The following is an 18,455-nucleotide window of genomic DNA, read 5'->3' as shown; positions in this document are numbered from 1 at the left end:
GAGAGCTGTTCAGCGATTTGATCCGAGTACGCCGTGGCCTCTCTCTACATTTGCCGAATACTTCTGATAGGTTAAATAGCCGTTAAATAGAATTGGCAGCGTTATTATTAGGCAAAATAAGATAAGAAATTTGGTCCGTAAGGACACGAACGGCCTTTTGTTAAGCTTCACCCGCTTCATATTGTTCTTGCTTGGTAGACAACGTATAAATTGTCCCTATAAAATTTACAAGTTAGTCTCGACATTTTATAATAGAGACATGTGTTCTTATCGTTGGTTCCCCAAAGGAGTTTACTCATGTCTTCAACACCCGTTCTGAATGATGACCAATGGTCGAAATTGCTCGAATACGTGGCTGAAACGTACAACGAAGTTACGCTAAGTCGCGGCTTTCATTTCTATAAACAACAAATGGTTACTTCACTCCTAATCTCACTCGAACTCCGTAAGGTTCACGCCGTTGTGGAAGAGTTTGGTGAGAAATGTAAGGTGACGATTGACCTAACCAAATTAAAATCTAGTACGTGTACATGTCCCGTTGGCACTTCCTGTAAGCATGTGGCCGCTGCATTGATGGAACTGGCCGATCGACAAGGCTATCCCGCTTCGCAAATCATGAATGCCAAAATGGCGCTGAAACGTGTTGCAGCTCAATCTTCTAATGTATCTACCCTCGAACAGCTGCCTGGTATGACTGTAGAGGGCTGGCACAAATTCATGGAGCACTATACGTTTCATTTTAAGCCCTCCTATGACCAAGGGAACTATGTCGAGTTGCTGCGAGGGCAGTTCGCTCAGCTTAAGGTAAAGTCGATTCCTTTCACTGAAACAGAGGAACGCTATTTCGAGCTGCATCAGAGGCTATTTATCCTGCGTAAAATTGTCGAGCAGAACGCCCAAACGGGTGTCACGTTCTATACCGCTGCGACGGTTTATCATCTCAGTGATGAGCTCGATGTGTGGATGCGGAAAGCGGTTGGTGGAGCGTGTGAGGCTAGCGCGAGTTCAAATACGATTTTAAGTTCAAGTGCAAGTTCAAGTGCAAGTAAAGAAGATCGGCTGTCGCAGACGCTAACTTATTTGCGCGAGCAAATGGCGATTGAATCGCCGAAGAAACTTCATCACTTCCGTGTGTTTACAACGTTCTGGGATGGTTGGGCAGCAGTGGCAGAGGAACCTGAAATCGCCCGACTAACAAGGGCAGAAATTGCAGCTTTTGAAGCTATGGATGCGACGGAACTCTCCCTTTCCCTGTGCGCGGGACGAGCTTATCTTCATCTTCGTCAAGCGAGGCCCAGCGAAGCATGGGAAGCCATGGCAGCACATGCTGCTTTTACGGAAGCACCAGCGCTTCTTTTTACACCTTTTCTGAGCTATCTGCAAGATAGCGAGCAATGGAGCGAGATGGTCCATTGGCTGCGGCGTCTTAGTTCTTTTTATGCTGGCAAAAGACATTATGTCGTCGAGGACTATGCTGCCTATTGGAAAATAGCCGTAGCCCACTTGCCAGAAGCTGAGGAACCGATGTGGGAGGCACTCAAAGAGCTTTTACCATCTTCCTATCGGTTAATTGAATCATTGCTTTATGAGCGCCGCGAATGGAAATCTTGGATCGAAATGCAGATTGTGCAGGGCTACGACCCTTTCACGCATCGTGTAAATGTATTGCAACCGATTGAGAAGGAGTCGCCTGAACTGCTGCTCCCCTATTATCACCAAGCGGTAGAACATTATATCCGGCTGAAGAATCGCCATGATTATAAAGCAGCTGTTCGTTTACTCAAACGGTTGGAAAAAGTATATAAAAAAATGAAGCAACCCGAGCGATGGGAAGCCTTCTTCACGCCATTCGTGAGTCGGTACAGCCGGCTGCGCGCCTTGCAGGAAGAATTGAAGAAAGGGAAGTTGCTAGAATGAGCACCAAATTGCATGAAATGTCATTATGCATGACCCTAACAATCAGTGGAGATGCCTTATTATGGGGCTTCAAAGATGGTAGAGACGTATCTGGCGATCACTTCCGTAAGCTGCTGTTTACTTGGCACACTCCCTCGCTCTATGGAACGACACTAGAGTCGCATCAAGCTGGTGAAGTCACCGTAACGATCCTCCCTGTTGAGCAGGTGATCGCTTTTTTTGCTGAACCTAATTTCATGGATATTGTTAGCTGGGAAATGGGCACTGATACCGCGCAGCATATGTTGCAGATAGCCCCTGCTCTTCATGAAGCTGCGCAGAACGGCCATTTCATTCCAAGCTATGATGCTTTTCGTAATGGACAACTGCAATGGACCTGGGATCGAAGTGCACAAGAGTTAGCAGACATCGATTGGGACATGCTGGAAGGCCTAGAGGACTTCGGCGAGGGATTGAAGGGATTACAAGCAGCTTTCTCGGCTGCTGTTGTGGAAGCCCATTATGCTACAGATGCCGCTATGGCGGATTTACGTCGTGAATTTCCGGCCTTATTTAACAATGCGAAGAAGCCGATTGTGGCTGACTCCCCTGCTGCTTTCACAGAGAATGAATGGCTCTCGGCCATGGGATGGCGACCGGATACAGCCCCTTTCCGCCCTGCGCTGCAGCTGCTTGAGCCTGATGAACTGGACGACGAATGGCGTTTGCGCCTCGTGCTTCAGGATAAACAAGACAGCACCCTGCTGACACCCATTCGTCTGCATGTCGACGGTACAGCCTCAGGCCAATGGGCCTCCGAATGGACGCCGCATGTGGTTGAACGTGCACCTGGCTGGGTCACACGTTTGCTAGAAGCTTTGCCACGCATGGCCGATGATGGTGAACTGCTCGCGCATGCGATCAGCGACGATTCCGCGTGGACTTTCCTTACCAAAGACAGCCGCATCCTGTTAGAGGATGGCTGGAACGTCATGCTGCCCGCATGGTGGGAAGCGGCAGCGAAGCGGAAGCCGCGACTCAGCGCGAAGGTTGCAGCCGAAGCTGGAAGCGGCGCTGGCGGCGGAGGGAAAAGCGAGTCCCTGTTCGGGATGAACTCGCTGGTTAACTTCGATTGGCGAATCGCCATTGGGGATTCCGAATTGAGTGAAGCCGAGTTCAATAGTTTACTCACTCGCAACGAGCGGCTCGTGCGTTTCCGTGGGCAATGGATCTACCTAGACCCTGCCTTCCTCGAACAAATTCGCAGGTTGATGGATAGTATTGATCCTGCTGAGGGCTTGTCTTTGCAAGATATTTTCCAACTCCATCTATTAAGTGAATTGGAACGGGATAAAGTAAAAGCTTCATGGGATGGCGAACCTCCGGAAGACATGGATCCTGAAGAGGAAGCCCGCTTGCAGTTAGAAGTTGAGCTAAATGGGCATCTGATGGCTTTGCTCAAACAGCTTGGGCAGCCTTCCGACCTCGAGATAATTCCCGTCCCGCAAGGCTTGCGTGCTGAGCTTCGCGGTTATCAGCATCAAGGGTATACTTGGCTGACTTATCTGCGCAAATTCGGGCTTGGCGCCTGCTTAGCCGATGATATGGGGCTAGGTAAAACCGTCCAATTCATCACCTATTTGCTGCATCATAAGCCGGTTTCTGAGCAGCCCGCCTTATTGATCTGCCCGACATCCGTACTTGGCAACTGGCAGAAGGAGCTTGCTCGCTTCGCTCCAGAACTTAACGTCATGCTCCACTACGGGAAGGGTCGACTCAGTGGCGGGGCACTAGATGATGCTTTGCAAGGAATCGATATCGTCCTCACCTCTTACACGACAGCCCTCATGGACCAAGAAACACTTCAGCCTTATATGTGGAGCTCTCTCTGTCTAGACGAGGCACAGAATATCAAAAACGCGCAAAACAAACAATCAGCGGCGATACGCTCTTTGAACGCGGTACACCGCATTGCTTTGACCGGGACACCGATTGAGAATCGCTTATCAGAGCTGTGGTCCATCTATGATTTCTTAAATCCTGGCTATCTCGGGAACCAGCGCGGCTTTCAAATTCGCTTCGCGAACCCGATCGAGAAACATCAAGATACGGAACGGACCGCGCAGCTGCAGCAGTTGGTGAAACCCTTTATGCTGCGCCGCAAAAAGAAAGATCCTGCCATCCAACTGGATTTACCGGATAAGCTGGAAATGAAGGTCTACATCAACTTGACCGCCGAGCAAGGCGCGATGTATGAGCAGACCGTCAAGGATCTCATGGAGCGGATGCAAAAGCTAGAAGGCATGGAGCGCAAGGGCGCGATCCTTGGCGCTTTGACACAGCTGAAGCAGCTGTGTGATCATCCGATGCTGCTCACGAAGGAAGCGGAGCTGGCGGAGGAAATGGTGCAGAACGAGGATGGCCGCGAAGCGTTGGTCCTGCGCTCGGCGAAGCTAGAGCGGCTGGTTGCGATGGTCGATGAGCTGCGCGACGAAGGCGATTCGTGTTTGATCTTCACGCAGTATGTGGGCATGGGCCGCATGCTGGCGAATGTGCTTTCCGCGCAGCGCAGGGAGCCGGTGTTCTACCTCAACGGGAGCACGCCGAAGCAAGAGCGCGACCGCATGATTGAACGGTTCCAAGCCGCTGACGGCGAGGGACCGAATATCTTCGTGCTGTCGCTGAAAGCCGGCGGCGTTGGGTTGAACTTAACCGCGGCGAACCACGTGTTCCACTTTGACCGTTGGTGGAATCCCGCTGTCGAGAACCAAGCGACCGATCGCGCTTACCGTATGGGGCAGACGCGGAATGTCCAGGTGCACAAGTTCATCTCGCTCGGCACACTCGAAGAGCGCATAGACGAGATGCTCGAGAGCAAAATGAGCCTCAGCGACAACGTCATCTCCTCCTCCGAAGGCTGGATCACGGAGCTTTCGAATGATGAATTGCAGGATTTGTTTACGCTGCGGAGGACTTGGTAATTTCGGAATAAAAAGCAACTAAATCGGATCGAAGGGCTCGTTCTCTCACGGTAAGTCGAAGAATTCGACTTACTCAGTGCAGCAGCCGCGCTTCGCTCGCTCTAAGTTGAAGAAAACGACTAACCCTAACGTGGAACAAAAATGGTAGCCAAAGACTCAAATAGTCCTCGGCTACCATTTTATTATCGATATTAAAACTGAAAACTTAAATTGCTCATAGAGCCATGTTTGATTGGACCGCTGTGCAAGACACGGCTTTCACGACCTGGCGTTCCACTTCCCAGCGCTATAAGCAAAGGGACAAAGTGCTCAGCACGGGGTACCGCCCTCTTCGCATGTGGAGCCAGTGTTTCGTAATTTACTAAGGATTCGATATCCCTGGCGAGGACTTTTTCGCGAATCCAATCTGTAAATTCCACAGCCCATTGACGAGGAGCAGCATCTGGATTTCTGTCAATTTCATTGAAATTGTGCGTCAAAAACCCGCTGCCGATCACTAAAATCCCGCTTGTCTCGAGCCCCTGTAACGCTTCCCCGATAGCAAACTGTTCCCTTGCTGGTAAGAAGGCATTCACAGAAACGGGGACAATCGGAATATCAGCCTCTGGGTAGGCATGCCTCATAATCGGAAATACACCATGATCTAAGCCACGATATTTCCTTTGAACTGGAATGTTACGCTCGAGCAACCGTTCCTCCACAATGGAAGCGACGATGTTTGATCCTCTCGCAGGATACTGTACTTGATAGAATTCGGGCGGAAATCCGTAATAGTCATACTCCATTTCATGAACATCGTCCGTTGCCGCGATTGTTGTTATTTCGCTTTCGAAATGCGCTGAGAAGATAACAATAGCTTTAGGACGGTTCTCTTTTCCGAATTGATTCAAAAATGCAGTGAACTCGGATTGCTCGAAAATCGTAAATGGTGATCCGTGGGCCAAAAATACGGGTGATAACATCATGGGGCCTCCTACCTTGTATATAGATTCTATACGATAATAATAAGTTACAATGTTACTTTTGGAAAGTAGGTATTTTAAAATAACCTAATTCACCATATCAAACTATATCCGTTATGCCCAGCGTCTTAAATCCTAGTTTTGCTCCGAATGGTATAGATATCCCACCAGCATTTCACAATTTTCGACATCCTCTAACCAAAGGAGACTTCCACATGTTCTCACGAAAATTAATCATAACCTGCACTGCCGTACTGTTTGCTGCAACGCTCTTCGTTCGTAGCTCACCTGCATCTGCTGCGTACTCTCCGTCTGTTAATGCAAGCACGAAACTCGTATATGCATCAGGTAAAAACTTCACTGTCAATGTGGTCACGGTTGATCTTACAGATCCAACCTTAGAACTTGTTCCCGCTTTGGCCGATGGAGGCATCGGGCATGATGATGCCTTGCAATCTATGGCTAGCCGCGAGAACGCAGTTGCCGCCATTAATGGGACTTTTTTCAACGCGTACGAAAGTGACCCTTACATCCGTTACCCTAACGGGACTTTGTTGAAATCCGGCGAACCGATGCATTCGGGGGAGAATCAAACACTTTTTCTGAACAAAGATAAAATACCGGACATTCAATATGTGAATCTCGATATTGCTGTTCGCACCAGTGAAGGTGGCGGAACGTATACCATCAATCCTTGGGGCATTAATAAATACTATGGCGACACGAGCACCGACCAGATTGTCTGGTATACGCCGGATTTTGGCCGTTGGATCGGGTTTCCAAACGGGACTAAAGTCGTTATCAGCGATGGACTCGTCACGCGCATTATCCAAGATTCCGTGGCCGTTCCAGCAGGCGGATATGTGCTCTTCGTTGGCAACAGTGCTAACAATAGGCAAAACGTGCTGACCAAGCTAGACGTAGGGGATCGCATTACGACGGATCTTGTAGCCAAAGGTGAGGGTGGAAGCAACCTCGATGCCAAAACTTGGCTGGCCGCGATCGGCGTCGGTCCGAAGTTGGTTACAAACGGTGCTACCGATATCAATGTGCAGCGCGACGGCTTTTCAGACCCAAAAGTGACGCAATCTAGCGCTGCTAGAAGCTTCGTCGGCATCGATAGCTCGGATCGATTGGTGATGGGAACAGTCCCGAGTGCTACCTTGTTGGAGCTCGCTGCGATTTCGATTCAGCTAGGATTGAAAGAAGCAATGAACATGGATGGCGGATCATCTTCCGGCCTTTATGCCAATGGTACCATGATGACCTATCCCGGACGCAAGCTCAGCAATGCGCTCGTCGTTCGCAAGCTGGATAAGCCTAAAGTGCAAATTGAAATCAATGGGCAATACATTCCTGATTTTAACGGCTTCATCGACAAAGAAACGACCGTCGTTCCCATTCGACCCTTTATTACGGCGATGAATGCAAATTTTGCCTGGGATGCAGCCACCCGAACAGCTACGATTACGAATGCTGGTGTCACGTTGAAGCTGAAAGATGGCAGTACCACCGCTACGGTCAACGGCAAATCCGTCTCCGTACCCGTTCCTTTGCAGATCATGGCGGACAGCCGGATGTATGTCCCTCTTCGCCTAGTCGCCGAATCACTTAAAAGCACGGTAGACTGGAATAGTAAATTGTACCGAGCGTCGGTTCGCCTGCCTTAAAAACTTATTGGCAACACAACAGCTAAGCAATAGTATGTTCAACGTAAAGAGGCAGCCCCTAGACAAATCTAAGGGTTGCCTTTTTATCACATAGGCTTGCTATTTACAATCTTAATGCATAGCCTCAAACGCCACTTCTTTGCGCGCTTCTTGATGCACTTCGGATTTACCGCGGCGAAGGAAGAAGCCTAACACGATACCGCACATCGCGATCACCATCATCACTTTGAATGTATGGCCAAATGCTGCAGGCGCAACGGAAATCATGGATTTTTGCATATCACCAGGGGTACCGACTGGCAGATGCTGATCTTTAATTAATGATGTCACACGGGACGTCAGAATCGTAACTACGATCGCAACACCGAATGAACTAATAACTTGTTGCATCGCACTTGTCAAAGAAGTTACACGACTGACTAAGTCTTGCGGAGCTTTTTTGATCAGATGGGAGTTGATTGGCATCATCATGAGACCCATTCCTGCGCCAGCCATCGCTAGAGGTAGAATAAGATCTGTTCTTTGTGTCGTCAAATCCATGTGGGAATATTGGAAAATCGCTCCTGAAACAAGGCTAAGACCAATAACAACCAACCAACGCACGCCAATTTTATCAAATAAATAGCCACCGATTGGCATCATAAGTCCTGAAGCAATGGCTTGCGGGAACGTGGTCAACCCCGATTCGAAAGCGCCGAAACCACGCGCCTGCTGCAAGAATTGTGGAAGCAGGAAGATCGCACTGAACATACAGAATTGGATCACCCATTGAATGAATATACTAAATGAAAAATCGAACGACTTGAACACGCGCAGCTCGAGTAACGGAATTTTGGCTTTTAATTCAACAATGACGAAAGCAATGAGAGCTATTGCCCCAACGATCATCCCGCCAAGTGCTTTATCTGACGTCCACCCTTGCGCACCTTGCGAAATCCCATAGGATAACGATGCGAAAGCGATTGGCCCCAGAATCATACCTGGTAAGTCGAAGCCGGCAACCTTTTTACGTGCTGCAACTGGCAGCTTCCAAAGACCAAAAATGAAACTGAAAATACCAACAGGCAAATTAATTAGGAAAATCCAGTGCCAGGAATGGTACTCCACTAACCAACCCGAAAGGATTGGACCAATCGCTGGTGCGATTAGAATCGGTACGCCAAGCATACCCATGACTTGCCCAATTTTGCTGGGAGGACTAAGTCTGTATACATAAGCCATGGCGACAGGCATAACAAAGCCCCCACCCAAGCCTTGTAAAACACGGAATGTGATCAATAGCTCAGCACTGTTCGGTGTTGCACATAATAGCGAGGCTATCGTAAATAAAAGTACGGACGTTAAGAAGACATTTTTGGCTCCAAAACGGTCAGAAAGCCAACCTGCTAACGGAATTACCGCAGCGGAAGCCAACATATACCCTGTAACTGCCCATTGAATGGTTGGCAGATCTGTTTTGAAATCGACCACTAACTTCGACAACGCAACGTTCATCGCCGTCGTGTCGAGGATAACCATGAATATGCCTGAGATAATAGCGATTAACGGCACCAGAATGCTCGTAATCTTAAATTCCGGCTCAGTTCCACCGGACACAGCTGTTTGACTCATCCTAAAACTCCTCCTTAGACAATATCTCTCTTGTCGTGTTACAATAGAAATCGGGACAATTGTCCGCTTCTTCATGTTACGGACAATTGTCCGCAAAGTCAAATGATTTTTTTATTAACATTGTCCTTTTTTCAAATAACGATCTCTCTCTATCAGGAGGAACGAAAATATGAAGCATCCAGATGATCATAACTTTACATTTTGCGAACCCGATAAGGAGTCAACTCCACCCAGTGGTCGTCGTGAAGAACGCGATTCCGAGTATCGCCGCCGTATCCTTTCTGCTGCTCAATCGCTGCTGGAAACGAACGATATTGAATCCGTCACGATGCATCAAATCGCCAAAGAATCCGGTGTAGGTCAAGGCACACTATACCGCCGCTATACCCATATTGGGGATGTGTGCAGCGATTTGATCAAGTCCACAACGATGCAATTCATTGATAAGCTCGAGGCAAAATACGCGGCAGGCTCATCTGAAGAAGAATCAGGTATGAAACGACTGTCAGCCTGTATTCACGAAGTGATCGATTTTGTGGATGTGAATGTCTCACTGCTTTCCGTCATCTCCTCCATGCATGCGGATAAACGCGGCTTTAGCATACACAAGAAGCCTTTTTTCGTAAGGCTTCGTAATATTCTTGTCCCGCTCCTTAATCATGCCATCCAACATGGTGAAATTGAAGACATTGACGTCACTTTGACCGTAAATACGATTCTGATTTCCGTTTTCCCAGAACAGTATCTCTATCATAAAGACGTACTTGGCTATTCGAAAGCAAAGTTTACGGATGGCATATGTCGGCTTTTTGTAAAAGGGATATAAGACGATGAAGACGGATATGAATTTGAGCCAACACACCTTTTGGAAAAAGTATATCGCACGCGTGAAAATAGATGTTGACCATGCCGCGTACACGAAGGTAGTGAGAAGCTGGACGGATGTAATCCCCGCATGTCCAGTGAATCGGCTTTATTTTATCATCGAAGGCGAAGGCTATGTAAAAATTGGCGATCAGACCTATTACCCTAAGCCTGGTGAGCTGTATCTCCTCCCTGCTGGCAGAGATCAGGCCTATGGAACGATCAGCGATGATACGTTTGGCAAGTATTGGTGCCATTTTACAGCGAAAATTGGGGATTTGGATCTCTTTCAGATTCTGAGTACCGCCCCATCGATCGTCGTGAAGGATCCAGTATTACTGAAAGAAACGTTCGAAAAGTTGATTTCCAATCGTCGGAGTGACGCCTTCTCGGCCGAATTCCGGGTCACGGGTATCTTACATGAGCTCATTGCGGAATTTATTGACGGGAATGCGGCGGTTAAGCTGAATCTAGCAACAACGCCAACTTACGAGAAAATGAATGGCGTTCTACGCTACATGGAACAGCATATGGCTGAACAAATTTCGATCGAAACGCTCGCCCAGCTCGCTCACTATCATCCGAATTATTTCATCAATGCCTTCAAACAATTTACGGGATACTCCCCGATCCAATATATGAACCACCTTCGTTCGGAAAAAGCAAAAGATCTGCTCCTGACGACGGAGCTGAATGTTTCACAAATTGCCGACGCGTTCGGCATGGAGCTGTCTTACTTCTCCCGTATGTTCAAGGAACAAACGGGATTTAAACCGACCGCGTTCCGCGATTTGCGGCCACGATGAGTTGTGCCCCTCTAGTCTTCCGTTTTGGGAAGGCTAGGGGATTTTTTTATTTGTAGACCATCATCAAACAAAATATTACACACTAGTAAAAGCTTGTGTATTTCTTAACATCTGTCCATGCAGATATAAAACAACCCACATAGTATAAAACAATATAATTAACTATGCGGAGGTGCCTATGTTGAGATCTTCAAATTGTAGGCCAACTAACAAGTCCAAAAACTACAAGATTTGCAAAAAGCTCAAAAAACGCAGAACATGCAAACCATGTAAAAGATGCAAAACATGCAAAGGATGCAAAAGAGACACACTATTTGTTTGTCCTCCTAAGAAAAGAAAGAAACGATCTGATAGAATCGTCTGCAAAAAAAACGTTCACGTAAAGTGCCCTCCGTTTAAAATTATAGTTCATGCCCCCCGAGGGATGACTGGAGCAAAGGGGGCGACGGGGGCAATGGGTAGTGCGGGCGTGACCGGTGCAACGGGCAGCACTGGTGCAACGGGCAGTACGGGTGCCGCGGGCGTGACGGGCGTGACGGGCGCGACGGGGGCGATGGGGGCGATGGGCAGTACGGGGGAGACGGGTAGCACTGGCGTGGCGGGCGCTACAGGCGTGGCGGGTGCCACGGGCAGCACTGGTGCCACAGGCAGCACTGGTGCCACAGGTGCCATGGGGGCGACAGGCAGCACGGGCGCCACGGGCAGCACGGGCAGCACTGGTGCTACAGGCAGCGAGGGTACCACGGGTGCGACTGGTACCGCGGGCAGTACCGGCGCCACTGGAATTACCGGTGCTACTGGACTAACCGGTGCTACCGGCGTCATTGGCCCTACTGGAACAGCCGGCGCTACTGGCGTCACGGGCCCTACTGGAAGAGCCGGCGCTACTGGCGTCACGGGCCCTACTGGAACAACCGGCGCTACCGGCGTCACGGGCCCTACTGGAACAACCGGCGCTACCGGCGTCACCGGCACTACTGGACCGACTGGTGCTACTGGCGTCAATGGACCGACTGGACCAACCGGCGCTACTGGCGTCACTGGACCGACTGGACCAACCGGGGCGACGGGTGTCACGGGCCCTACTGGACCAACTGGCGCGACGGGCGTCAATGGACCGACTGGACTAACCGGTACTACCGGCGACATTGGCCCTACTGGAACAAACGGTGCTACCGGCGTCACGGGCTCTACTGGATCAACCGGTGCTAACGGCGTCACGGGCTCTACTGGACCGACCGGCGCTACTGGCGTCAACGGCATTACTGGACCGACTGGTGCTACAGGCGTCAACGGCGCTAACGGCGACACTGGACCAACCGGTGCTACTGGCGTCACTGGACCAACTGGATCCACCGGCGCTACTGGCGTCACTGGACCGACTGGACCAACCGGCGCAACGGGTGTCACGGGCCCTACCGGACCAACTGGCGCGACGGGCGTCACTGGACCAACCGGTACTACCGGCGACATTGGCCCTACTGGAACAACCGGTGCTACCGGCGTCACCGGCCCTTCTGGACCAACCGGCGCTATCGGGGTCACCGGCCCTACTGGACCAAGCGGCACTACTGGCATCACTGGCGTCACCGGCGCTACTGGCGTCACCGGCACTACTGGACCCACCGGCGCTACCGGCATCACGGGTCCTACCGGACTGACCGGCGCTACCGGCGTCATTGGCCCTACTGGACCCACCGGCGCGACGGGTGTCACGGGCACTACTGGACCCACCGGGGCTACCGGCGTCACGGGCACTACTGGTCCAACCGGTGCTACCGGCATCACTGGACCGACTGGACCAATCGGTGCTACCGGTGTCACGGGTCCCACTGGACCGACCGGTGCTACCGGTGTCACGGGCCCTTCTGGACCCACCGGCGCTACTGGTGTCACCGGCCCTACTGGACCAACCGGTGCTACAGGCGACATTGGCCCTACTGGACCCACTGGAGCTACTGGCGACACGGGCCCTACTGGACCCACCGGCGCGACGGGCGTCACTGGCACTACTGGAACGACCGGCGCCACTGGCACTACTGGAACGACTGGTGCTACCGGCGTCACCGGCCCTACTGGACCTACCGGTGCAACTGGCGTCGCTGGCCCTTCTGGACCCACCGGGGCTACCGGCTCCACTGGCCCTTCTGGACCCACCGGCGCTACTGGCGTCACTGGGCCGACTGGACCCACCGGGGCTACCGGTGTCACCGGCCCTACCGGACTGACCGGCGCTACCGGCGTCACGGGCACTACTGGACCAACCGGCGCTACTGGTGTCACCGGCGCTATCGGCGTCACGGGCACTACTGGACCAACCGGTGCTACCGGCATCACTGGACCGACTGGACCAATCGGTGCTACCGGTGTCACGGGTCCCACTGGACCAACCGGTGCTACCGGTGTCACGGGCCCTTCTGGACCAACCGGCGTCACTGGACCGACTGGACCAACCGGCGCTACTGGTGTCACCGGCGCTACAGGCGTCACCGGCCCTACTGGACCTACCGGTGCTACCGGTGTCACTGGACCGACTGGACCTACCGGTGCTACCGGTGTCACCGGCCCTACTGGACCAACCGGTGCTACCGGTGTCACTGGACCGACTGGACCTACCGGGGCTACCGGTGTCACCGGCCCTACTGGACCCACCGGGGCTACCGGTGTCACCGGCCCTACTGGACCCACCGGGGCTACCGGTGTCACCGGCCCTACTGGACCAACCGGGGCTACCGGTGTCACCGGCCCTACTGGACCAACCGGGGCTACCGGTGTCACCGGCCCTACTGGACCAACCGGGGCTACCGGTGTCACCGGCCCTACTGGACCAACCGGGGCTACCGGTGTCACCGGCCCTACTGGACCAACCGGGGCTACCGGTGTCACCGGCCCTACTGGACCAACCGGGGCTACCGGTGTCACCGGCCCTACTGGACCAACCGGGGCTACCGGTGTCACCGGCCCTACTGGACCAACCGGGGCTACCGGTGTCACCGGCCCTACTGGACCAACCGGGGCTACCGGTGTCACCGGCCCTACTGGACCAACCGGGGCTACCGGTGTCACCGGCCCTACTGGACCAACCGGGGCTACCGGTGTCACCGGCCCTACTGGACCAACCGGGGCTACCGGTGTCACCGGCCCTACTGGACCAACCGGGGCTACCGGTGTCACCGGCCCTACTGGACCAACCGGGGCTACCGGTGTCACCGGCCCTACTGGACCAACCGGGGCTACCGGTGTCACCGGCCCTACTGGACCAACCGGGGCTACCGGTGTCACCGGCCCTACTGGACCAACCGGGGCTACCGGTGTCACCGGCCCTACTGGACCAACCGGGGCTACCGGTGTCACCGGCCCTACTGGACCAACCGGGGCTACCGGTGTCACCGGCCCTACTGGACCCACCGGCGCTACCGGCGTCACCGGCCCTACCGGACCCACCGGCGCGACGGGCGTCACTGGCCCTACCGGACCAACCGGCGCGACGGGCGTCACCGGCCCTACCGGACCCACCGGCGCGACGGGCGTCACTGGACCAACCGGCGGGATAGCCGAGTTCGGGTACATTTTCAACTTAGGTGGTCAAGTGGTTGCATTAGAGGCTGATGTTAGTTTTGATACAAATGGCATTATTACAACTGGCATTACACATGTTCTTGGTGCCACTCAGATCTTTATTACCAATCCCAATCCCGGCAATTATGAGGTTACCTATTCTGTCACAGGTGTAGAACCCAATCAATTCGCACTATTTTTAAATAACTCCCTAGTTTTGGGTTCCATATATGGTTCCGGTGCTGGCACCCAGCAAAACAATGGGCAGGTTATAGTTGCCTTAACTGCTGGCGATTTTCTCACTCTCCGAAATCATAGTTCAGCTGCCGCTATAACTCTTCAGACTTTGGCGGGTGGCACACAAACAAATTCCAACGTTTCTGTCCTTATCAAAAAATTAAGTTAGTCTCTAGTGAGATTTAATCCTGCGCTAGACTGAGACCGCCAATTCGACAGGTTCTCAACCATCAAAAAAGCGATCTATCCCCTTGTCTTTCTGAGGATAGATCGCTTTTTCACTATATTTATCTAGACATTTATGGATAAAACGCATTCTTCGCCGACGTCGTTGGGCACCAACGCGCGTTCAGCAGGAACTTGATGAGTGTATCCTTCGCTCGCTCGGTTCCAATGTAGTTCAAGCATTCCGCTGCATGCGCACGAACATAACGGTTCTCGTCGTCCATGGCGATTTCCAAAGCTGGAATCGCTGCCTCGGCAATTGCCCCCAATCGGGATAGTGCGAGGCTCGACATAAACCGAACCTGTGCGCTTTCATCCTGCAAGCCGCCAGCTAAGGCAGCTACGACCATGTCGAGCTCTGCCTCCATCAGGCCTAGCGCATCCACAACTGCGCAACGAATCTTCTCTGACGAATGCTGCATGAGACCTACTAGTGCAGGTACAGCCTCACTCGCGAGCCCGCGCAGCTCACCAAGTGCGAACACAGCATGCGCAATGATTTCCTCATTCGCTTTCGCCAGTTCATTCGCCTTCGCATTTTCAAAAGCGTCTGTATTCTCATCCGCACTCGTCCCAGCTTCCACCGCTGCACTTGCTTCAGCTTTCATAAGCGCTGCCGCATTCGCATCCGCTGCAATCGCAACTAATCCCTTAACGGCTGCACGACCCGCAACAGATAATCCATACGCGGCGATTCGTGACACATTCGCATTACCCCCACGCAAAGCCGTGACCAATGCCTCTACGCCGCTTTGCCCGCTAGCCGCTAGCGTATAGGCCGCATTGATGGCAAGAGGCTCGAAGCCGCTCAATTCCGCCGCTAACGCATGGATCCGATCTTGATCAGAAACTACCGTATCTGCCAAACTGCCCACACGACCAGAGAGCCAATACCATGACTCTTCCCACATCAAATCATGTTCCGCGATCGGCAATTTCAAGCCTTCTGGCTTCCGCCATTCGCTCTCTACGTTATTCCAGCTTGGTGCTTGCGGCATTTCTGTACGCATGAATTCGAACTTCAACATATATCTAGGCTGCCCTAGTACGTTAGGGGTGGATCGATGCCAAATATCATAATGAATCAGCGCAAACGTCCCCGCTTCCCCACTCGCCAAAACCTCAGCTTCTTGCTCATTCCCCTCAAAAGTGCGAGATTCATAGTTTTGCGTTCCTGGCAGAACGCCAGTTGGTCCTAATTCCACAGGAGTATCCTGTGGGAAATACATAATCATCGCCCATTGCGGGTGGTGGTTCCGTATCCTGTTATAACCCCAATAACTATCTTTATGCCAACCACCTGCTACGCTCGAAGCATTGAAATGACCATGACGATGCGCATGCATCATATAATTCGGCCCCAGCACACTCGTTAACGCGCCTGTCACAACGGGATGATCAAATACTTTGCGCAGCTCCCGAATGCGAGGTAGCAAGTTGTTGCCGGGGTTACCTTCTTCCGTGTACACCGTGTTTAACTGCTCGACTAGACTTTCGTGAAATTCACGTGGGAAATCGGTTTTAAGAAAAAGACAGCCATTCATAATAAACGTTCTCATTTGCTCATCAGTCAATAATAAAGGTGTGTTGCTCTGCATTGTCTCTGCCTCCTTGGCATGTGAGGAATAAGTGAACCATGCCTTTATTATAGGAGCGCGGATTCAGACAATAAATAAACAATCTTAATCCGTGCTAGCACAAAATTAAGGTATTATTATCCACCTATATTACACCGGATTCGGAACAAAATCGCCACCACGACAACGCTTCAAATAATTCAGTGCATGCACTTGACCGGTCATCTCTAGCTCGTCACGATACACCGGATCATGCCAACCTTCGATATCTATCGTCCCTTGATATCCATTCTGACGAAGAATCGTGATCACATCCGACCAATTCGTATCTCCGAAGCCTGGTGTGCGATGCCAGACGTAATCCTGTCTCCCATGAACCCCATATTCCCGCACAATATCCCACGCGATCGTCGCATCTTTGCCGTGAACGTGAAACACTTTATTCACCCATTTGCGGAGCTGCGGAATCGGATCGATTAGGCTGACCATCTGATGGCAGGGCTCCCATTCCAGTCCTAGATTAGCCGAAGGAACGGCATCAAACATCATGTTCCACGCTGTCGGATTATGCGCGATATTCCAATCACCTTTTTGCCAAGTGCCGCCCATATCACAATTTTCAAAAGCAATTCGAACCCCGCGATCCTCCGCCCTGCGCGCAAGCTCGCCAAACACTTCCTTGAATTTCGGAATCGATTCATCAATCGGACGATCTGTCATTCGACCAGTGAATCCGTTTACAATATCGGTTCCAAATAAATGGGCATGATCGATTAATCGCTCCCAGCTCGCAAGCGTATCGCGATTATCTCCTGCACCCGTCAAGGGATTGCCAAAGATCCCAATCGTTGAAATGACGGCATCATGCTCAGCAACGATCTCTGCTACACGCTTAGCTGTCTCTTTCAAATCAATTTCACCGGTTGTTTGCCAGAAGGTTAAACTGTATGATTCGAAGCCATGCTTGGCGATTTGCGGAATCACACGGACCGCATCGCCGCCACCTACTAAAGTTCCAATGCGAAGTTTATTATGCATCATTGCTTATCACTCCTATTTTGAGATAAAGTTAAGATATATTGTCATTATAACTAGGCTTTATCCCGATTACCCTATCCAATCTTGTGCTATTTATGTGTAATCTTGCATTTTCCAGAAATGAGAGGCGAAGCGATGACCTACCCGCAGGATTTAAAAGAACGAACACCCCTTTGGGACAGCAACTATCCGATTCGTTTTTATCGTAATTGTCCTTCACAGCATGCAAAGGATGATAATATTCTGTATTTGCATTGGCACGAGCATTTTGAAATTATCGATATGCAGTACGGGAGAGCCGTGTTTCATATTGATAGCAAACCCTACGAGGTCGAGGCTGGTGATCTGCTTTTCGTCCCCTCTGGCGCCTTGCATGTTGGCTATAACTTAACGGATGAGCCTATGTCGTATGTCGCGATTGTATTCAACGCCTCATTACTGCGGATGGTGAACCCGGATCCGGTTTATGAACGTTACATTCTGCCATTCCTTGATGGACGCGTACTTCCACCCGCAATGCTGAAAGCTACTGATGAAATAGCTGCACCCTATCGACAGATTGTTCGTGAATCAACAGCTGAGTTTGAAGCAGGCAAACCTGCTCATGAGCTGATGATCAAACATAATTTCCATCGGCTTTTCACCCTATTTGCACGGGAGTTTATACCTGAGAAATTCGTTGCGAAGCCGCTTCCTGTGCGGCACTCTGAGGCTTTCAAACCCTTAATTCAGTTAATGGAAGATCAGCTTTCCGAGCCTCTTTCTGTGGAGCAAGCAGCGCGAGTTGTGAATCTAAATCCCTATCATTTTTGCAAAACCTTCAAAAAACTAACAGGCCGGACCTACATCGATTATATGAACTGGCTCAGGATCAACGAATCCGATCGTCTCCTTCGTGAAACGGAATGGACCGTTACAGAAATCGCTGAGCGAATAGGTTGCGGAAATGCGAATTATTTTACGAAGCTTTTTAAAAAATATAAGGGCTTCCCCCCATCTGAAATACGCAGAAAGCTAGCAGGAAAGTAAG

At 51.2% G+C, this 18,455-nt stretch carries 11 protein-coding genes; 7 read left to right on the top strand and 4 right to left on the bottom strand.

All coding sequences use genetic code 11. The features are described 5' to 3' along the window. Nucleotides 1-297 precede the first annotated feature (297 nt). Complete coding sequence (locus A8709_RS11725; protein ID WP_065852520.1) at nucleotides 298-1,917, top strand: SWIM zinc finger family protein; 1,620 nt, start codon at nucleotides 298-300, stop codon at nucleotides 1,915-1,917. Continuing rightward, nucleotides 1,914-4,877 (top strand): DEAD/DEAH box helicase, encoded by a 2,964-nt coding sequence (locus A8709_RS11720; RefSeq protein ID WP_065852519.1) that lies wholly within the window; start codon nucleotides 1,914-1,916, stop codon nucleotides 4,875-4,877. Before A8709_RS11725 ends, A8709_RS11720 begins: the two co-directional genes overlap by 4 nt. A 191-nt stretch (nucleotides 4,878-5,068) precedes the next feature. Here A8709_RS11720 and A8709_RS11715 read toward each other — a convergent pair whose 3' ends face one another. Next, a complete protein-coding gene (locus tag A8709_RS11715) occupies nucleotides 5,069-5,839 on the bottom strand; it encodes a DODA-type extradiol aromatic ring-opening family dioxygenase (protein ID WP_065852518.1) in 771 nt (256 codons plus the stop codon). 215 nt (nucleotides 5,840-6,054) lie between these two features. Between A8709_RS11715 and A8709_RS11710 the strand changes: the two genes are divergently transcribed. Continuing rightward, on the top strand, nucleotides 6,055-7,509 hold the full coding sequence (locus A8709_RS11710) for a stalk domain-containing protein (protein ID WP_065852517.1): 1,455 nt from the start codon (nucleotides 6,055-6,057) through the stop codon (nucleotides 7,507-7,509). A 111-nt stretch (nucleotides 7,510-7,620) separates the two neighbouring features. On the opposite strand, the gene A8709_RS11705 is transcribed toward A8709_RS11710, so the two are convergent. Next, the gene (locus A8709_RS11705) at nucleotides 7,621-9,120 is read right to left on the bottom strand and encodes an MDR family MFS transporter (RefSeq protein WP_065852516.1); all 1,500 of its coding nucleotides are present in this window, start codon (nucleotides 9,118-9,120) and stop codon (nucleotides 7,621-7,623) included. A 169-nt stretch (nucleotides 9,121-9,289) separates the two neighbouring features. On the opposite strand from A8709_RS11705, the gene A8709_RS11700 reads away from it, so the two are divergent. From A8709_RS11700 to A8709_RS11690, 3 genes are all read left to right on the top strand, one after another. After that, on the top strand, nucleotides 9,290-9,946 hold the full coding sequence (locus A8709_RS11700; protein WP_065852515.1) for a TetR/AcrR family transcriptional regulator: 657 nt from the start codon (nucleotides 9,290-9,292) through the stop codon (nucleotides 9,944-9,946). Between the two features lie 4 nt (nucleotides 9,947-9,950). Then, nucleotides 9,951-10,790: an AraC family transcriptional regulator gene (locus A8709_RS11695; protein ID WP_084224843.1), complete on the top strand. Its 840-nt coding sequence runs from the start codon at nucleotides 9,951-9,953 to the stop codon at nucleotides 10,788-10,790. A gap of 454 nt (nucleotides 10,791-11,244) precedes the next feature. Then, complete coding sequence (locus A8709_RS11690; RefSeq protein ID WP_482194136.1) at nucleotides 11,245-14,754, top strand: beta strand repeat-containing protein; 3,510 nt, start codon at nucleotides 11,245-11,247, stop codon at nucleotides 14,752-14,754. A gap of 130 nt (nucleotides 14,755-14,884) precedes the next feature. Here the strand turns inward: A8709_RS11690 and A8709_RS11685 are convergent, their stop codons facing one another. After that, nucleotides 14,885-16,408: a HEAT repeat domain-containing protein gene (locus tag A8709_RS11685; protein ID WP_065852514.1), complete on the bottom strand. Its 1,524-nt coding sequence runs from the start codon at nucleotides 16,406-16,408 to the stop codon at nucleotides 14,885-14,887. Between the two features lie 129 nt (nucleotides 16,409-16,537). Then, nucleotides 16,538-17,425, bottom strand: coding sequence for a sugar phosphate isomerase/epimerase family protein (locus A8709_RS11680; protein ID WP_065852664.1), 888 nt, complete (start codon nucleotides 17,423-17,425; stop codon nucleotides 16,538-16,540). A 135-nt stretch (nucleotides 17,426-17,560) separates the two neighbouring features. On the opposite strand from A8709_RS11680, the gene A8709_RS11675 reads away from it, so the two are divergent. Next, complete coding sequence (locus A8709_RS11675) at nucleotides 17,561-18,454, top strand: AraC family transcriptional regulator (protein WP_065852513.1); 894 nt, start codon at nucleotides 17,561-17,563, stop codon at nucleotides 18,452-18,454. Nucleotide 18,455 lies beyond the last annotated feature (1 nt).

It is taken from the genome of Paenibacillus pectinilyticus (assembly GCF_001700435.1).
Lineage (GTDB): Bacteria > Bacillota > Bacilli > Paenibacillales > NBRC-103111 > Paenibacillus_E > Paenibacillus_E pectinilyticus.
Note: the sequence above shows the minus strand (reverse complement) of the source record. Positions and strands in the feature narration are given on the sequence as shown.